The organism is Shewanella sp. MF05913, from assembly GCF_059758095.1.
Genome location: NZ_JCAYNT010000013.1, coordinates 75,910 through 93,020 on the forward strand (window position 1 = coordinate 75,910; position 17,111 = coordinate 93,020).

16 protein-coding genes are annotated in these 17,111 nt (G+C 43.7%); all 16 read right to left on the minus strand.

What is annotated here, in order from left to right; translation table 11 throughout:
* Positions 1-23: 23 nt before the first annotated feature.
* Positions 24-611 (minus strand): Maf family protein, encoded by a 588-nt coding sequence (locus tag AC19MV_RS15115; RefSeq protein ID WP_498308603.1) that lies wholly within the window; start codon positions 609-611, stop codon positions 24-26.
* Positions 612-652: 41 nt separating this feature from the next.
* On the minus strand, positions 653-1,144 hold the full coding sequence (gene mreD / locus AC19MV_RS15120) for a rod shape-determining protein MreD (RefSeq protein WP_498308605.1): 492 nt from the start codon (positions 1,142-1,144) through the stop codon (positions 653-655).
* The gene (mreC, locus tag AC19MV_RS15125; RefSeq protein WP_498308606.1) at positions 1,141-2,235 is read right to left on the minus strand and encodes a rod shape-determining protein MreC; all 1,095 of its coding nucleotides are present in this window, start codon (positions 2,233-2,235) and stop codon (positions 1,141-1,143) included. Before mreC ends, mreD begins: the two co-directional genes overlap by 4 nt.
* Positions 2,236-2,296: 61 nt before the next feature.
* A complete protein-coding gene (locus tag AC19MV_RS15130; RefSeq protein WP_188956447.1) occupies positions 2,297-3,346 on the minus strand; it encodes a rod shape-determining protein in 1,050 nt (349 codons plus the stop codon).
* 193 nt (positions 3,347-3,539) lie between these two features.
* Positions 3,540-7,358, minus strand: a complete 3,819-nt coding sequence (locus AC19MV_RS15135) for a DUF6701 domain-containing protein (protein ID WP_498308608.1) — start codon at positions 7,356-7,358, stop codon at positions 3,540-3,542.
* Positions 7,348-7,803, minus strand: a complete 456-nt coding sequence (locus AC19MV_RS15140; protein ID WP_498308610.1) for an MSHA biogenesis protein MshP — start codon at positions 7,801-7,803, stop codon at positions 7,348-7,350. The genes AC19MV_RS15135 and AC19MV_RS15140 overlap by 11 nt, the downstream gene beginning before the upstream one ends.
* Positions 7,793-8,620 carry a prepilin-type N-terminal cleavage/methylation domain-containing protein gene (locus tag AC19MV_RS15145; protein ID WP_498308612.1) on the minus strand — a complete coding sequence of 276 codons (828 nt, stop codon included), beginning with the start codon at positions 8,618-8,620 and terminating at the stop codon, positions 7,793-7,795. The genes AC19MV_RS15140 and AC19MV_RS15145 overlap by 11 nt, the downstream gene beginning before the upstream one ends.
* Entirely contained in the window at positions 8,620-9,180 is a 561-nt protein-coding gene (locus AC19MV_RS15150; RefSeq protein ID WP_498308614.1) for a type IV pilus modification PilV family protein, read from the minus strand. The genes AC19MV_RS15145 and AC19MV_RS15150 overlap by 1 nt, the downstream gene beginning before the upstream one ends.
* Positions 9,170-9,688, minus strand: a complete 519-nt coding sequence (locus AC19MV_RS15155; RefSeq protein WP_498308675.1) for a type II secretion system protein — start codon at positions 9,686-9,688, stop codon at positions 9,170-9,172. Before AC19MV_RS15155 ends, AC19MV_RS15150 begins: the two co-directional genes overlap by 11 nt.
* A 227-nt stretch (positions 9,689-9,915) precedes the next feature.
* On the minus strand, positions 9,916-10,428 hold the full coding sequence (locus AC19MV_RS15160) for a type II secretion system protein (RefSeq protein WP_498308616.1): 513 nt from the start codon (positions 10,426-10,428) through the stop codon (positions 9,916-9,918).
* Positions 10,429-10,495: 67 nt separating this feature from the next.
* Positions 10,496-11,101, minus strand: coding sequence for a pilin (locus AC19MV_RS15165; protein ID WP_432400851.1), 606 nt, complete (start codon positions 11,099-11,101; stop codon positions 10,496-10,498).
* A 108-nt stretch (positions 11,102-11,209) separates the two neighbouring features.
* A complete protein-coding gene (locus tag AC19MV_RS15170; RefSeq protein WP_498308618.1) occupies positions 11,210-11,812 on the minus strand; it encodes a hypothetical protein in 603 nt (200 codons plus the stop codon).
* 33 nt (positions 11,813-11,845) lie between these two features.
* Entirely contained in the window at positions 11,846-13,060 is a 1,215-nt protein-coding gene (locus tag AC19MV_RS15175) for a type II secretion system F family protein (protein ID WP_498308620.1), read from the minus strand.
* Positions 13,061-13,062: 2 nt separating this feature from the next.
* On the minus strand, positions 13,063-14,823 hold the full coding sequence (locus AC19MV_RS15180; RefSeq protein WP_498308622.1) for a GspE/PulE family protein: 1,761 nt from the start codon (positions 14,821-14,823) through the stop codon (positions 13,063-13,065).
* The gene (locus AC19MV_RS15185; protein ID WP_498308624.1) at positions 14,820-16,160 is read right to left on the minus strand and encodes a tetratricopeptide repeat protein; all 1,341 of its coding nucleotides are present in this window, start codon (positions 16,158-16,160) and stop codon (positions 14,820-14,822) included. Before AC19MV_RS15185 ends, AC19MV_RS15180 begins: the two co-directional genes overlap by 4 nt.
* A complete protein-coding gene (locus AC19MV_RS15190; protein WP_432400841.1) occupies positions 16,160-17,095 on the minus strand; it encodes an ExeA family protein in 936 nt (311 codons plus the stop codon). Before AC19MV_RS15190 ends, AC19MV_RS15185 begins: the two co-directional genes overlap by 1 nt.
* Positions 17,096-17,111 lie beyond the last annotated feature (16 nt).

A 17,111-nucleotide genomic window follows, 5' to 3' on the forward strand; every position in this document is an offset into this window, starting at 1 on the left:
TGAAGACCGATTAAAGCAAAAGGTTAAGTTTGCTGCATCATGCAGGCTAATAATTCTCGAGTTTCAACTAACGGTAAACCAACTACTGCAGAATAACTGCCCGTAATCGACTTAACAAAACAGCCACCCAAAGCTTGAATACCATATGCACCCGCTTTATCCATGGGCTCACCAGAAGCAACATAAGCATCGATATCGGTGGCAGATAATTCGCAAAAGCTAACTTGAGTGCGGCAAAGACGATTTACGGTGTGCTTGCCATCGGTTAACGCCACTGCGGTCATCACTTCATGGGTGTTGCCAGATAACAAGGTTAACATGCGCTTAGCGTCGTCAGCATCGACAGGCTTACCTAAAATGACGCCGTTAAGCACCACAATGGTATCTGAACCCAGCACTATTGGCTGGCTAAACTGTGCACTTAATGCCAGCCCAGCCTGGGCTTTTTCTATGGCTAACCGACAAACATAATCTGCCGCTAATTCATTGGCGTTGGGTGTTTCATCTATATCAGGCGCGACAAGTTCAAAACTAAACTCTGCAAAACTAAATCCCGCTTGCGCCAGTAATTCTTTTCTTCTTGGTGAAGTTGAAGCCAGTACCCAAGTCATGTTTATTCACTCTATTGATGCCATTTAATCAGGAGGCCTAATTAACGTACTTTATATCGACGGCGTATATTGCGTAAAACCCAAAATACCCACCACCAAATAAATAAACTCGACACGGCAGGTAAAAACATATTGAAATCAAACGGTGTAGCACCAACCACCACAAACTGCACCCAAAAAATCAGGGCATGATAAATACATATCAAACTGGCGATAACCAGCGACTGTTGCCAACGAGGGTAATTTCGCAGACGTTGACATATAAGCACCACAATATAAATCACTAGCGATAGCGCTAAGGAGCGAATACCTAACGTCGCGCCCAGCAATACATCGAGCATCACCCCGAGTATCCACGCAGTAAGAATACTGTATCTATGCGGTAGTGCCATCGCCCAATACACCATGACCATCAACAACCAATCTGGTCGCCAATTTTCTACCATGCTCGGCAAGGGCATAATTTGAAACATCATCCCAGTAAAGAGCGTTAGCCATACCACTAAGCGGCCACTGGCGATATGCGCACTCATTGGTTCACCTCACTGGTGTTAGGAATTGGGGTTGACGATGAAGCGGGTTGGTTTGTATTCGGTGTAACCACTGAATTAGAAGTAGGATTAAGGGATGAATTAGGCGCTGTATTATTCGCCGCAGGATCCGTTCCAATGGTTGTCGTAGGTGACGTTTGTGTTGGTGTTGTGGCTTGTCCAAGAGGTTGTTCACTATTAGCTGGCACACTATTTTGCGGTGCACTTGCAGGATCGGTGGCAACAACGCCGACCAAATCAGCAGGTAAAGTAAAAGGCTTGGTTTCATCAGGCCAAATCAACAACACATAACGAATACGGTCTAGCGCAGCTAACGGTTGGGCATTGATCACCGCATAGCTTTGGCCATCGTCACGAGAGACACTAATCACCCTCGCCACAGGGTAGCCTTCTGGAAATCGATTTCCTAAGCCAGATGTCACTAATAAATCACCGGCAATAATATCGGTACTTTTCGCCACATGGCGCAGTTCTATTTGGTCAATATCGCCCGTACCGTTGGCAATCGCTCGCACGTCGTTACGGGTAACACGAACCGGAATGCCATGAGTCGTATCAGACACCATTAACACGCGACTGGTAAATTCACTGACCTCAATAACCTGTCCCACAACCCCTTGAGCATCAACCACCGGCTGACCGACATAAACGCCAGTTTGCGAACCATGATTGAGCACCACAAACTGACGAAACGGATCGCTGGCCACTTCCATGACTTCGGCAACCACTTTACGTGAGTCCATGTGAACAGGAGAACCGAGTAATGCGCGCAGTCGTTCATTCTCTTGGCGAACATGTTCAAAACGCTGCAAGCGTTCAGACATCACCAATTGTTGACGCAACAGTTCTTTATTTTGCAATTCAAGCATATTACGCGTCGCAAATGCTTCAGCAGACCAATCAAGCATCACACCGGGTACATTGGCTAAATATTGTAATGGGCTTAACAGAGAAGAGAGTGATTGGCGGATAGGATCAAGGCGATGATTAGCAACAAGCAAAGCCACCGACAAAATAATTGCCAGTGTCAGTCTAAATTGATTTGAAACGCCACGAACGAAAATTGGTTTCATAAATTGTGCGCGGCTTTGCTAGCACATATTGCTGTTAACAAAGCCACTGTGCAGTTAATCATTAATTCTCTTCTGAGAACAAATCACCACCGTGCATGTCAATCATTTCAAGCGCTTTACCGCCACCACGAGCCACACACGTCAGTGGGTCGTCGGCAACCATTACAGGGATACCGGTTTCTTGCATCAGCAAACGGTCTAAGTCACGCAATAATGCACCACCGCCGGTTAACACCATGCCACGCTCTGAAATATCTGATGCTAATTCTGGAGGAGATTGCTCTAAAGCCACCATCACTGCGCTGACAATACCTGATAAAGGCTCTTGCAGCGCTTCTAAAATCTCGTTGCTGTTTAGCGTAAAGCTTCTTGGCACACCTTCAGCAAGGTTACGACCACGCACTTCGATTTCGAGCACTTCATCGCCAGGATAGGCTGTACCAATAGTATGCTTAATACGCTCAGCTGTTGCTTCGCCAATTAAGCTGCCGTAGTTACGACGAACGTAGTTGATAATCGCATCATCAAATTTGTCGCCACCAATACGCACAGATGATGAATACACGACACCGTTTAACGAAATAATCGCCACTTCGGTAGTACCACCACCAATATCAACAACCATTGAGCCTGTTGCTTCTGATACCGGAAGACCAGCACCAATTGCAGCAGCCATTGGCTCTTCAATTAGGTAGACTTCACGTGCGCCTGCACCCATTGCTGATTCGCGAATTGCACGTCGCTCAACTTGAGTTGCTCCAACAGGAACACACACAAGTACACGTGGACTTGGGCGAAAGAAACTGTTGTTGTGGACTTGTTTAATAAAGTGTTGAAGCATTTTTTCAGTCACATAGAAGTCGGCGATGACACCGTCTTTCATTGGACGAATTGCTTGAATATTACCAGGCGTTCGGCCTAGCATTTGTTTTGCGTCTCTGCCAACAGCAGCAACTGACTTTGGTCCATTGCTATTGCGTTCGCCACGAATGGCAACTACTGAAGGTTCGTTTAGCACGATACCTTCATCGCGAACATAAATAAGAGTGTTTGCCGTACCTAAATCGATCGATAGGTCGTTAGAAAAAATGCCGCGCAGCTTTTTGAACATGTATCAGGCCTGTATTCTGTGAAGTCAGAAGAAAGAAAAATCAGGTAACTTTATCAATGACACCCCTATTCTACAAGACCGAACAGGTTAACAATTGCTAATCTGGCGTTTTTTTTTACAAAAGTATGTAAAAAAACGTCAATCGAGCAATTTTAATCCTAAAAAGCGTAAAAGCGATGCTTTTTTATTCCGATTATTGACCGACCTCACGCCAATAAATGATCCTATCATGACCTCGATAGCGACCAAAGAAGGCACTTGCTCTTGGGTCATAAAGTACAGTCGGGCTTGCCTCATCCCAATTCCAATACCATTTGAGCCAATTGTCGACTTGTAGTGGTGCAGTCACTTGACCACGATATGGAACAGAACCCGTGTTTTTCCATAATAAGGTTAATTGGCCATTGCTCACTAAACTGCCCGCATCACTGCGGCTCACGCTTTGCCCAGTTGTTAATAAAGGTGCATAAATTTCAGCGCCATCAAGCGGGTCAATGACCTGGCTACAACTGTCGCTGGTATTAGTTATCCAGCCTGCTCCATTCCAATATTGGGCATAGGTTGGCATGCGCAAAATTTCAGTTTCTGGGCCAAAAGTATTGTCCATTACCACACGGCCATGGCGAAAATCCTGAGTCGACAATAATTTAGCGTTGCAATTGCTGCTGTCACTGCAGACTGAATTTGTGTCTGCTCGCATATCGGGTGATGCGACAAATGACACATTGCCATCGTTATCAGCAACCTGAACGCCAATAGCTAATTGGCTAAAAGGACCATCGACACCTGGCGCAAGGATACGGCTAAGATTTGCTTGATACGTTATACCAACACTCGCAGCACCTAAACTCCACGAACTGGCATTGATTGGTAAAGTACTTAAGCGGCTGCTAAAATCAACGCCATCATTAAGGTTCTCTCCAACTAAACTGGCACTGGCTTTGGCAAAAGCCCCCTGATAATTCTGGGTGATATAAGAGCCAGTATTGTATGCACTTAAGGTAAGGGTTAAGCCAAAAGGCTGGTCCATATAGGTAAAGCTGCCACAACTTGGTATGACACTTGAGCTGGTAACGGTAAACCTGTCTGGTACAAACCGACCAATATTAGGTGATGCTGCCAGCGGAATATCGTAAAAGCTCGAACCTAAAAAAGAACTGGGTGGATTAGCGCTGAATTTAAATACACCGACTTCACTGACGGATTGAGCAACGGTATTCGTGTTTGTTGCTTCTGCTACATGGTTATACTGTGATGAGCCAACCGCACCTAATACACCGCCCGAAGGTGACACTAATTGATGGCTTAAGACGATATTACTGTGGACATAATTAGGCGTATTGAGATTGTCGCAATAATTAGCATCGCCATCGACTTGCCATGCCTTACCTTGAATGACTAAATCAAACGATTCACCGGCTTTTTTATAGCGATTACAACTGCTGTTTCCTGCCGAACACTCCGCGGTACTGTCTTTGGGTGTGACACACAATCCCACAGGGAAGCTCACAAATTGATCAGAGCCCAGCATCACCAATCCGGCTTCATCGCCACTGCCAGTGTATTTTGCATCAAGCTGCATTTTGCCCGCATCGGGGTAGTTAACATCAATATTGGCTTTACCCGTTACATCAAAAGCCAACGCAATCGAGGTAGCGGCCGAGCTTTGCTTGCCGACAGTGGTATTATTCACTGTAACCGACTGCCCACTGATTGGCGTAACCGGCTCAATGTACGTACTCCAAAAGCTGACATTTTTTGTGGTGTTGGCAAAGGTCGGAATACATTGCAAAGTTTCATCAGATTTTTTCACCGCACTAATGGCAATATTACCCGTAGGTTTATTGGCTAACTTATCTGGCACATCAAAAATAAAGCCACTGTCGGCAAAACTAAATTTACAGCTTGCAGTATTTAACGCACCTGAACCACTGCGGCACAAAGTATTACTGCCTGCAATAGTAGAAGGGACAGAAGATTTTACTCCTATCGTGATAGGTGTAATAACATTATTACGCAATGCAACTGTCGCAATACCACTGTTAAACTGAACTAAATTAGTTTTAGCCGCATTGACGTACCACGCTCCATTCGTGCTTGGATCAAGAGATAACTCAGCTTGTACGGGGTCGGTAAACAAATCACATGCAGCATTTTTACAGGCCTTAACGGTCATCGTTTCGGCCTTACAAGTCAGTGGAGAGCTAGTGTAATCAAACTCAAAATGATGAATTTGCTGACCAACCTCTCTGGATTTAAGAGCGCAAACCTTAAAATTATCCATCTCATGATTATTGTTTGAGCCACCAGTTGAACCTGTTATAGACAAATAAAAGTCTTCAGGGACAGGAGCTTGCCCTGAAAAACTTAATGCATCAAAAGGAGCAACTAAAGTTTCATAATTCTCAGTGATGCCATTATTCGTGGTATCACGCAGCACTGAAACAATTGCTGTTCCTGACACTGTTGAGTCAATAATGATTTTATATTTATGATTTGGTTGAGCACTGGATGTACTGCGTACATCAATTTTAGGATTAATACTGGCATTTGTTCCAGTTAAATATCGGTAACTAGTTCCTGTAGAGCCTCGAATAGCCACTGCTTGCGACCTACGCCCGGGACCTCCGTTTTTACCTTCGTTGGGACTAGAAAAATTACCGTATTCATCTAAAGCTATGCCTAACCAGCCACCAGCAAATCCAGGGGTACCATTATTTCGCTGGGCATAGCCTAATGATCCACCAAAACTACCAGGTTGTGGCGTAATACTGGCATCAGACAAAATAATTGCGATACCATCGGCTCCTGTACCCGACTGGCTCGACCAAGCAAAATAATCAAACTCAATTTCAACTAAATTATTCGCAGCAGGAAATATACGCTGATAAGTGCTCGATGTCGCTTGATTGCCTCTAGCGGAGGTAAAACGCAGTCTATTACTCACGATTGAAGGGGGCAATGAAGACCCTAATACCTTAAGCGCCCAATCATCACCAACGTCAGTACGATCAAAATTATCTGTAAAACATTCTCTAGGTTCCAACGCAACAAAGCTGTAGTTTTCACTGAGATGATTACGTTCACTGTCACTATAGGTATCTTCATCAACAACCATACTCACTGTCTCGTTAGTTAAACGACAACGACGCAGCCATCCCCCATTACCACCTAAGCGACTATTTTTACCCGCCACCAAAATTGGAGCATCAGTAAAACCGACTAACTCAGTTGTTTTTTTACATTGTTCAGTGATATTTCCCACTGAAGAACCATCAAGCGTATTGGAAGTACCAAAGTGATAATAGGTGTCGACACCATTTAACGTCATGCGACCGTTGGCAGTCATTGTATCGTTAGGGGTGTTCAACGATAAATAACCAATGGTTTCATTTTGAATTTGGCTATTATTTAAATCTCCAGGCTGACATCGATTATTACTTTTCACCTCAGAAGTATCTAACGCAAGCTTGATCCCCGAACTCGTAAACTCGGAGGTACTCGTTAACCAACAATTATTATTTTTTGTTTGAATCTGATTCAACAACACATTTTGGCTTGCAGGTAAATCAACAGGGACATAGGGTGAGTTAGAACCAAATAAAGCCTGATTATAATTAACTGAACCAGCAATAAGCTTGATGTCATTGGGCAGTTCATAGGTCCCTGGAGTGACAGCAATCCAATGTACTTCAGGCATTTCAATTGGTGCTACATAACGGTTATCAGGTGATTCTGGTTTTTTTTGTGACCATGTGAAACCTTGTGCTGATACACTATCAATAAATACCGATGCTGGACCATCGTTAGTCGCGTTTTCTGTGGTCGGCATTAAAAAAACCAAAGGAGTTACACCTGAAGGAAATGACGTGTCAAATGTAATATTCTTGACATCTGCTTTACCATATTGAATATGAAAATTACTGTCATTTGCATTGGCGCTATGTATCCAAAAAGCAAAAATAATCGAGCTTAATCCCAGCCACACTTTTTGTAGTCGTTTAATTTCCACGCGCTTCTACCTCTACTTGGCGACTCACTCGTAAACACGTTGAGCTGCTTGAGTTACCCGCACAATCACCGGTTTCGCATACCGCTAAGCTATTAATTCGATATTGAACAACACTGCCAACACTGGCGGTATTACAACTAATACTAACGCTACAATTATGAAATCCAACGGCGTTGCTCGGAGGCGTCCAAGATGATGACACATTACTACAGGTTGCCGCACTGCCACTGAGCGGGAACAACTGCGCTAATGCAGCATCAGCACCACTGTTAGCGCTAAACAATGCTCGCGTTCCCCACACTTCCATATTCACCGACTCATCAGCATCGCCCACGATACGAATTAAACTCGCCGCAACCAGAAACATCACGGTTAACACAAAAACACCAATAATTAATGCGCTACCATGTTGAGCATGATGAGTTAACTTATGCTTAGGGAACATTCATCACCTGCACTTGATGTTGATATTGAAACGTCTCACCATTAACCGCAAACAGTGGCTGTAAATGCACTATCGCATTGGTGACTAAAGTTGCAGGGGTTAAAATAATGGCGGGGTTAACGGTTAAGTTATTAGTAATATTTTGCGCCATCAATACGCCTGCCCCCATGATCGTTGGCGAAGGTTGAGTGGCCTGATAACCGTAATTTTGATAAAGCCGCAATTCAACCGCACTTGCAGAGGAGACAAAGCAATAGCTTAACGGGCTATCAGCAACGTATAAGCGCTTTAAGGGCGACGCTTCAGTAAAGCGCACTGATTGCGTTAACGTGATGGTTAATTGGTCGCCCGCTATAGCGACGCTTTGAACGGTAAAGCGTTTTGCCGTTGTCCCTTGAGGGTTGTATACCTCAGCATGGGTTAACGGGTAAATTAATGCTGACTGCCCAGCATCAATGGACCTAATACTGTTAATCGCAGTAAGGCTATTACGTGCGGTTTCTGGAACAAAAGGCGCGTCAAGGTAAGAGGTACTGGCAGAAATAGGCAGTAACTCCAAACATTGATAACTGCCATCGGCAGCTGTATTTACCCGAATACTATTGGGCACTGCACGGCGAATATCTCGGGTGATCCTTTCAATACCAAAACGACTTTGACTCAATACTTGATCGACCGCACTCGACTCAACAAAAATACGCGTACCAAATATCACAAAGCCACTGACGCCAATAATCACAATACCTAAAATCAAAATAACCGTGACCATTTCGATTAAAGTAAATCCAGCAGCTTTTACTTGTGAATATCGCGCCATTAGTAATTACTCCTTACCGCTTGGTAAGTAATCACTTCATTGCTAGGCGTGGTGACATCTACGCTAATTAATTTTTGCGCCTTCGTTACTGAATCGAGATAAGTCACCGACACTTGTAATTCATAATTAGGATAGGCTTGGGCATAAGTTTGGCTTGAATCGAGCATCATGCTCACCTCGCTCAACCCTTGGTAATCATCAACATCATTAAACGCATCACGGCTTTCACCGTCATTGCCCATTGATGTCGAGCAAATAGTGCCGGTTGGAGAATTACAGGCTGGCACGCCGCCATTAGCGTTTGTTTGTTGATCATAACGCTTACCCCAGATCTCATTCATGACCGAATGAGCGAGCTCAGCAGATTTCACACGTTGCAGCGTAGCGGCTGCTCTGTCGGCTTGAGGGAACAACATGCTGGTTAACATGACAATACCGATACCAATGACCATCATGCCAATCACTAACTCAATTAACGTAAAACCGGCATTAAGGCGACGAGCGGTGATGTTATGTTGCTTACTGAAGTTGACGATGTTGACATTAAATTTATTGGGCATAAATATAGCCCTCAGACTCAACTGCGATAGCGAGTGTTTCATCTGCCACCGCATTAAAACAATGACCAGCACATACAGGAGAAATTATACGCCCAAGGCTATCAAACGTAATCGAAAAAGCCTGGCTCGCAGTACTGGCAAGTGCGATATGGGCACCACCACTGAAAGTTTGTGGCTGCTCTGCACGAAATTGATTACTACAGCTATTCCCTGCTCTGTCATTAAAGTAACGCAAGGTATAACCGCTGGCGCTCACGTCGAGTTGGTAACATTGATCGGTATTTTGAATCGCTTTTAGCTGTACGTATCTGAGCTCACTGATAAACTCATTACGTAAGGTGTAGGCACTGTAGGAACTTGCTCCGATTAAACGAGGTAAAATTGAAACAGCAAGAATGCCAACCAAAATAATCACTGTCACCAACTCGATCAAACTAAATCCTTTCGAGGTTACATTTTGATATATAGGTTTAGTGAATAGGCGGCTTCGTACTTTGCTGTGATTCATCGCGTTCATTCTGTCCTATGCTTAAATGTTGCACCAATACCAATAAGAACGATTACTTAAATGTGAATTGCTCACCTGCACTAACAATTTAAGCGACGATATTTTTAGTTTCTTACAACTTTAGCAGTATGGCAAATTTAATGCTCGCGATCACTCAAGGTGGGTGATTTTATTATTTATTTTTGCAAAAAAAAACCTGCAAAGCAGGTTTTTTTGTTGCCATTTATTTAACAACCAGTTGTATTTAAGACATAAACTGGCGTTACCGTCGCTGTTGCATTTGTATACTGCAAATAACAAGCATTAGCCGCTGATGTAGAAGCGATCTTACCTTTGGGGATAATTCTGAAAACAGAGTTACTCACACGACGTACGCCCCAATCACTAGTAACTACGGTAGTATCATCAGCTAAAGCTTCAAAGTCTGACTCTAAAGCTGATTCTAAATTTGTTTCAACTAACTCTACAGTCGTTGATGACGCAATGTAACCATAGACAACATTTACCGTTGCAGGGACAGTAACACTAGAACTCGCTATGGTATTACTACCGGCAATAATTGATTTAGAATAAACTAAACTATTAGCACCTTGAATAGCAGCTTTCATTCCACTTAACGCCGACACGCGTGCATCACTTTGTAAGTTAATAAACTTAGGCGCTGCGGTAACAGCTAAAATACCGAGAATAATGATCACAACCACTAATTCGATTAATGTAAAACCTTGTTGCTTCTGCATATAAAACACCTCTATTCAAATGACTCTTTATCCATATATGATGGATCAATCGACTTGGTGGTTAAAATTAATTATTGGTAAAAGAAACAACTTGTCCTGTACCTGGGTTATATGTCACGCCTTTAGCACCTGCGGTCGTTAAATCAGGTGCGGGTGTTGCCACACCACTAGCCTGGTTCAATACTAATGAAGCCACTTGATGGTATACGCACAAATCTAGGTTATTCACTGTAACGCCATCAATAGTGGTTGATGAACCGCCTGCAGCATTAATCACCCTTACAGTGTAACGCTGGTCACTTGCGTCTTCATTAAACAACACGTTTCGTGGTGCATTTTGCAATACCGAATCAAACACCTGTTGGCATGCCGCATTACCCATTGAGTTGGCGCTGGTGTTTGTTGTACCGGTTGGGAAACCAAAACGAGTATCTAATGACACAGTCGTTCCATCTAACACCACACTGGTATTACGACGGCCATCCACTTCCCACTGTGCACGCACAAAGCTTACTGCTGTGGCTAAACCACCAGCGACACCATCAACACTGGCATCTTCTGCATCATCGGTAACATTTAAAAAGCGTGGAATTGCTGTCGCAGCTAATAAGCCTAAAATGACAATCACAATAACCAACTCGATTAATGAAAAACCTTGTTGTCTTAATTTCATATTACCTCACTTTTTTAAATGTTCTTATAATAGATAAAAATGCTAATACGCCTATAACTTACATAATATTAGCAGCTTATTAAACTTTTTACGTCAGCGATAGCTTTTTTACTGTTCCGCCGATAAAAATATCACACGCCCAGTTTGTAACTGGTAACTTAAACTCGATTGATTAGGTGAGACGTAGCGACACACCTGCTCTGTTTTTTGATACACAACGGTTAACGATAATTCAGTGGTGCTTGTTGCCAGCAATTGCTGCCAAAGCTGTTTACAACCCTTATCATCATCGGTATCAACAATAGGCCAACCCTTAGGTGATATTTGAATCCAATTGTTTGTGCCGATTAAATCCGCTTCTGTAGAATCTACTTCTGTGGAATCTACTTGCCCAAAAGCGCTAGGCTGTCCAGTTTTTGACGATGCAACGCCTGCATTGCCCTTCGTACCATTAAGCACATTTGGTGCCACATCATACCAGGATAATAACATTTTTTTAGGCCGACCCGAAGCTAACCACTGACTTCGTACCATAGCTAAGACATTCAAAAGCCGATTATGTTCAAAAGCTAAACCTTGGCTGGTTAAATTGGGTGCAGTGTTAACATAACGCGCGCCCAGTATCACCAATACAATCAGTAACACTACGATGGCGACTATTTTACCATACACGCTGAGTAAATCATCATCGGCCTTTTGTTGACTTAACATAGTGTTATCCAATGAAGTGTGAACATGTTGAGTTTACCCACCTTTCACTACTTTTAGCATATCCCACATTGGTAAATAGATACCTAGCGCAAGGATCAGCACAATACCGGCAACAAAACCAATTAAAATAGGCTCTAATTTTGCGGTAAGGTTTTTTAAATCGTAATCAACTTCGCCCTCATAAAAATCTGCAGCATCGTTTAATAGCTGATCTATTTGGCCAGTTTCTTCACCCACCGCAACCATTTGCAATACTAATGGAGTAAACAGATGGCTGGAATTTGACACTCTTAACATCGACTCGCCAGATTCAATGCCACGGCGCATCCCGACAATTTTGTCATGCATGTAGGCGTTATCAACTGCATCGGCAACCAAACTTAGCGCTTGTGTCATTGGCACACCAGCGCTAAGCATCATTGAAAAACTTCGGCAATAGCGCGACAAAGTAGAGCGTTCAATAATTGAACCCACTATCGGAATGTGTAACTTCCACAAATCCCACTGTTTTTCGCCCTTTTCGGTATGATGCCAATAACGTATACCAATAAAGGTCCCGATTAATACCACCAACATCAATGGCCAATAATTCACAAACAGGTTTGAGGTGGCGATGAGTATTTTAGTGGCCCAGGGTAAATCCGCGCCAAAGCGCGAAAACATATCGGCAAATTTAGGGATAACCATAATATTAAGAATAACCATCGCAATCGTAATCGCTATCAGCACAAAAAGAGGATAACGCATCGCCGCTTTAATACGTCGACGAGTTTCTTGTTCGCGTTCGATGTAATGCGACAGTTGAATGAACGCATCTTCCAATTTACCGGTGTTTTCACCCACGTGGATCATCGATACAAATAAAGAATCAAATACATCAGGGTGCTGGTTCATTGATGACGATAACGGCCGACCTGATGTTAACTGCTCTGATATGTCACCTAGAGCATTTTTCATTCGCTGCGAGTGAGTGGTTTCAGACAACCCTGCAATCGCGCGTAAAATAGGAATGCCAGAACGCGTCAGCGAATACATTTGACGACTAAATATTTGTAATTCTTCTAACGATACCTTGCTCTGAAATAATGCCACAGGAAACGATTGCTTAGGCTTAACTTCAGTGAGTTCTAACGGGATAATACCTCGAGACAGTAACATATCGGCAGCGGCACTTTCGCTCGCTGACTCAAGCAAAGCTGTCACCGCTTTACCTTGTGCATCACGACCACGATATTGATAAGTAGGCATAATTACGCCCCAACGCCAGGCGGATTAACTAAATCTGCTGACAATGCCATGTTTGATTCAGTGACATCTTCGACTAACTTCGCCACCTCTTCTAATGTGGTCGTCCCTTGAAATAAATACTCCATTGCCGAATGGGCTAACGGAATAAAGTTCGGGCTACGCAAAGCAGCTCGAGCAAAATCTTGTGGATTACCAGTGCGCATAGCATCAATCATATTTTCATCGAGTTCTAAAATCTCAAAAATACCAATCCGACCTCGATACCCTGAGCCATTACACGTTTGACAACCACTACCCACTTTAAAGGTCGCACTGTTAATATCTTGCTTAGTCACACTCGACAACCAACTGCGCTCTGCTGCCGTAGGTTGATAATCTACCGCACAGTTATGGCACACTCTGCGCACTAATCGCTGGGCAATAATAACTCGCAAGGCACTTGCAACTAAGTAACTTGCCGCGCCCATATCTAGTAGTCGCAAAGCACTGGTTACCGCATCATTGGTGTGCAAGGTTGATAACACAAAGTGACCCGTTAATGCGCCTCGTAAACCGATTTCAACGGTTTCTTGGTCACGCATTTCGCCCACCATGATGATATCGGGATCTTGGCGCAAAGTGGTACGCAGTACATTCGAAAAATTTAAGCCGATTTTGTGGTTTACTTGCACCTGGTTAATACGTGGTAACTGATACTCTACCGGGTCTTCAACGGTAATGATTTTTCTATCAGGCGTGTTTAACTCACTTAAAATACCGTACAAGGTCGTGGTTTTGCCGCTACCCGTTGGTCCGGTAACTAATAACATGCCGTGAGGACGTTTAATTTGTTTACGAATACGTGCCACAATGTGTGGTGGCATGCCGGTTTCGTCTAGAGTGCGCAGCCCCGTGGTTTGATCTAGCAAACGCATTACCACAGATTCACCATGATAAATGGGCATGGTAGACATACGCACATCGATTTTATGACCTTTAATTTCGATATGAAAGCGACCATCTTGTGGCATACGCTTTTCTGAAATATCTAGACCCGCCATTAGCTTAAGGCGAAGCACTAATGCCGAGGCAATATTCACTTCGCTTAGTGTATTCTCATGCAATTGGCCATCAATACGCTGACGAATACGCAACACTTTTTCGCCGGGTTCAATATGGATATCCGATGCCCGCATTTGCACTGCATCTTCAAAAATTGACTGCAATAACTTAACCACTGTAGTTTCGTTATCGGCATCACCCTCAGTTAAACTACTAAGGTCGAACATGTCGTCGGCGGCATACTCTTCTTCAAGCTTGCCGGCAATTTCAGCAATTTGTCCTGTGCGGCGATATAAGTTATCGAATGCATCTAATAGCTGCTGCTCGGGGGCAACCGCCAGCATTAATTGCTTAGGTGCGACCAACAATTCTAAATTATCGATGGCTTGTAAATCGGCAGGATCGCTCATTGCAATCAATACATGATCAGCGCCGCTTTCAACTACTAGAGCACGATAACGACGAGCTTGTACCTCAGGCAGAATGTTAACCACTTCTGCGGCGATAGGCCTGCGGCTGATGTCTAAGTAAGGTAAATTCAACTGCTGCGACAAAAACTGCAATAATTGATCTTCACTAATACTCTTTAAATCAATTAGTGTGCGGCCGAGTTTTTTACCGCTATTACGCTGCTCTGTTAATGCTTGTTGCAATTGTGCTTCGGTAATAATCAGCTCTTGCACCAGAAGATCACCTAAGCGCATCTTTAACTTTGGTTTCATCGGTTTTCTCCTAGCTGAGCTAATCGGGTTTCAATAAAGTTCATGGCTGACGTCGATAATCCTTCATAGCTTAATGCTGAACGATACGCTTGAGCCGCTGGAATATATTTTGTTTGAGAGTCTAAAGCATAACCTAGCCCCATCCACCAGCGGGCCTGAGTAGATTCGGCTTGCAACAAATTTCGGTATGCTTGCTCTGCTAATATAAAATTTTGGCTACTTTGCGCTAACTCGGTTTGTGCCACCCATTTGTCGCGGGCCCAGCTTGAATTATCGGGGATTGCCGCCAAAGTGCTATTGGCACTATCAAAGGCTTTCACTTCAACTTGAATCCGCGCCAGAATCACATAAAACTCCCACTCTTGCGGGAACATACTAATCCCACTTTCTAATAAACGCATGGCGGTAGTGGTATTGTTTTGAGCGTAATAAATAGCCACCAGCTGCTTGCGGGCTTTATGTAAACTTGGCTGCAAAATAATGGCTTCTAAATAAAAACTGGCTGCGTCATCTACATTTTGCGATTTTTCAGCATCAACCGCTTTGCGATATTGTAATTGCGCCATTTGAGTTTTTGTTAACACAACCTCTTTAACCGTCATGTTATTTGAGGCCGCAGTGGAGTCGACTGTAGCTTGCTCAGCACTTATATTGGCTTTTGCAACGAGTGGCTTATCGCGAGATACAACGTCTGAAGTCCTATTTTTTGCTACTACCAGTGATGATTCTTTAACTTCTTCATCTCTATCTGTTGCAGTTAACTCAGAGGTACTGATTGCAGGTTCATCGGCTTGCTTTAAAATAGTCGGCTCATTTGAGGCTAACGCCGCAGATGTAACAGGTGCAGTAACCACCGATTCGGAAGCTAGTGCAATAGGCTCGCTTTCACTCTCTGTTAACGCGGTGCCACTTACGATTTTGACTGCGTCATTATCAAGATGATTAACTACCGTAGCCGATACCGCAGCGCCACTGCTGGTTTGAGTGGAATCGGCAACGTCTGGTTGCTGTTCATTTGGCAGGTTAATAGACGCGTCTGCAGCGTTATCATCTGCATTATTAAGCCTTATGCCTGTTGTGCTCAACTCAGCCAATTGTGGCTCAACCGATGAGTCGACTTGTTGGTACATTGACACACCAAACCATGCCGCAGGGATTAATAACAGTAAACAAACACCCGCAGCGATTAATGGCGAGCGTGACTTTTCAGTTGGATAATATTGAACTTGCGGACGAACAAACTCCCCTTTCGGTTGGGAAGATGCTGAGTCTGATTGTGTTGAATCGGGTTTTTCACGCTGCTCTAAATCTCGCAGCATTTTTATTATCACACTCATTAATGCTCACTTATCCGTGTCAACCACTCACCGCCTATATCCATGAATCCCAGCATTAGCATCAACGCGAGTAATAACATAATCACTAGCATACTAGAGCGTGAAAAACCTGAGCGATCGGTTAAATTAATATCTTCAGTGTCACGTATTGCGGCTCGGCAATGCTTGGTCGACACACGTTGACTCCCTTCACCATAACAAAGCAGTAAACTTTTATGGGTCAATATATTTACCAAGCGTGGGATGCCGCGAGCGGCTTTGGCTAACAATTTAATGTCGCTTACTGCAAATAAATCGGGGCCTTGATAACCTGCAATACTCAGCCGATATTGAATATAAGCACGTATTTCATCCCAACTTAATGGTCGTAAATGGTAGCTAAATGTGATCCGCTGGCGCAATTGTCTAAATTTAGCTTGTGCGAGCCGCTCATCTAACTCGGGCTGACCAAATAACACCACCTGCAATAACTTACGACTTTCGGTTTCTAAGTTTGTAAATAACCGCAATGCTTCAATACTGTCGTCGGGTAAAGCCTGGGCTTCATCGAGCACGAGCACGACATGGAAGCCTTGATGATTTAATTCGAGTAATCGCTCATGGATCAAACGCGTTAATTGTTGCTGATCGAGTTTATTCGGTAGTGCTAATCCTAACTCTGCCGCCACCGCAAAACGTAATTCTTTTGGGGTTAGGTAAGGGTTAGGCAAATAAGCGCAGTGATATTGATCAGGCAAATCATTCAATAATTTCCGGCAAACTAATGTTTTCCCCGTTCCCACTTCACCGGTGACTTTGATAAATCCTTCACCGGTTTCTAACGCTGTTTGCAACACTTGCAAGGCTTCTACATGGGGAGCTAAACCAAAAAAGAATCCAGTATTGGGCGTCAGCGTAAAAGGCAGCTGCGCCATGCCAAAGTGTTGCAAATACATAACTATTTACGTTCCA

What these genes read in the sequence shown, in the direction of transcription:
- AC19MV_RS15190 (WP_432400841.1), bottom strand. Translation starts at nt 17,095, where the DNA reads ATGTATTTGCAACACTTTGGCATGGCGCAGCTGCCTTTTACGCTGACG.
- AC19MV_RS15145 (WP_498308612.1), bottom strand. Translation starts at nt 8,620, where the DNA reads ATGGCGCGATATTCACAAGTAAAAGCTGCTGGATTTACTTTAATCGAA.
- AC19MV_RS15180 (WP_498308622.1), bottom strand. Translation starts at nt 14,823, where the DNA reads ATGAAACCAAAGTTAAAGATGCGCTTAGGTGATCTTCTGGTGCAAGAG.
- AC19MV_RS15140 (WP_498308610.1), bottom strand. Translation starts at nt 7,803, where the DNA reads ATGTTCCCTAAGCATAAGTTAACTCATCATGCTCAACATGGTAGCGCA.
- AC19MV_RS15175 (WP_498308620.1), bottom strand. Translation starts at nt 13,060, where the DNA reads ATGCCTACTTATCAATATCGTGGTCGTGATGCACAAGGTAAAGCGGTG.
- mreD (WP_498308605.1), bottom strand. Translation starts at nt 1,144, where the DNA reads ATGAGTGCGCATATCGCCAGTGGCCGCTTAGTGGTATGGCTAACGCTC.
- AC19MV_RS15185 (WP_498308624.1), bottom strand. Translation starts at nt 16,160, where the DNA reads ATGAGTGTGATAATAAAAATGCTGCGAGATTTAGAGCAGCGTGAAAAA.
- AC19MV_RS15170 (WP_498308618.1), bottom strand. Translation starts at nt 11,812, where the DNA reads ATGTTAAGTCAACAAAAGGCCGATGATGATTTACTCAGCGTGTATGGT.
- AC19MV_RS15165 (WP_432400851.1), bottom strand. Translation starts at nt 11,101, where the DNA reads ATGAAATTAAGACAACAAGGTTTTTCATTAATCGAGTTGGTTATTGTG.
- mreC (WP_498308606.1), bottom strand. Translation starts at nt 2,235, where the DNA reads ATGAAACCAATTTTCGTTCGTGGCGTTTCAAATCAATTTAGACTGACA.
- AC19MV_RS15160 (WP_498308616.1), bottom strand. Translation starts at nt 10,428, where the DNA reads ATGCAGAAGCAACAAGGTTTTACATTAATCGAATTAGTGGTTGTGATC.
- AC19MV_RS15115 (WP_498308603.1), bottom strand. Translation starts at nt 611, where the DNA reads ATGACTTGGGTACTGGCTTCAACTTCACCAAGAAGAAAAGAATTACTG.
- AC19MV_RS15155 (WP_498308675.1), bottom strand. Translation starts at nt 9,688, where the DNA reads ATGAATCACAGCAAAGTACGAAGCCGCCTATTCACTAAACCTATATAT.
- AC19MV_RS15130 (WP_188956447.1), bottom strand. Translation starts at nt 3,346, where the DNA reads ATGTTCAAAAAGCTGCGCGGCATTTTTTCTAACGACCTATCGATCGAT.
- AC19MV_RS15150 (WP_498308614.1), bottom strand. Translation starts at nt 9,180, where the DNA reads ATGCCCAATAAATTTAATGTCAACATCGTCAACTTCAGTAAGCAACAT.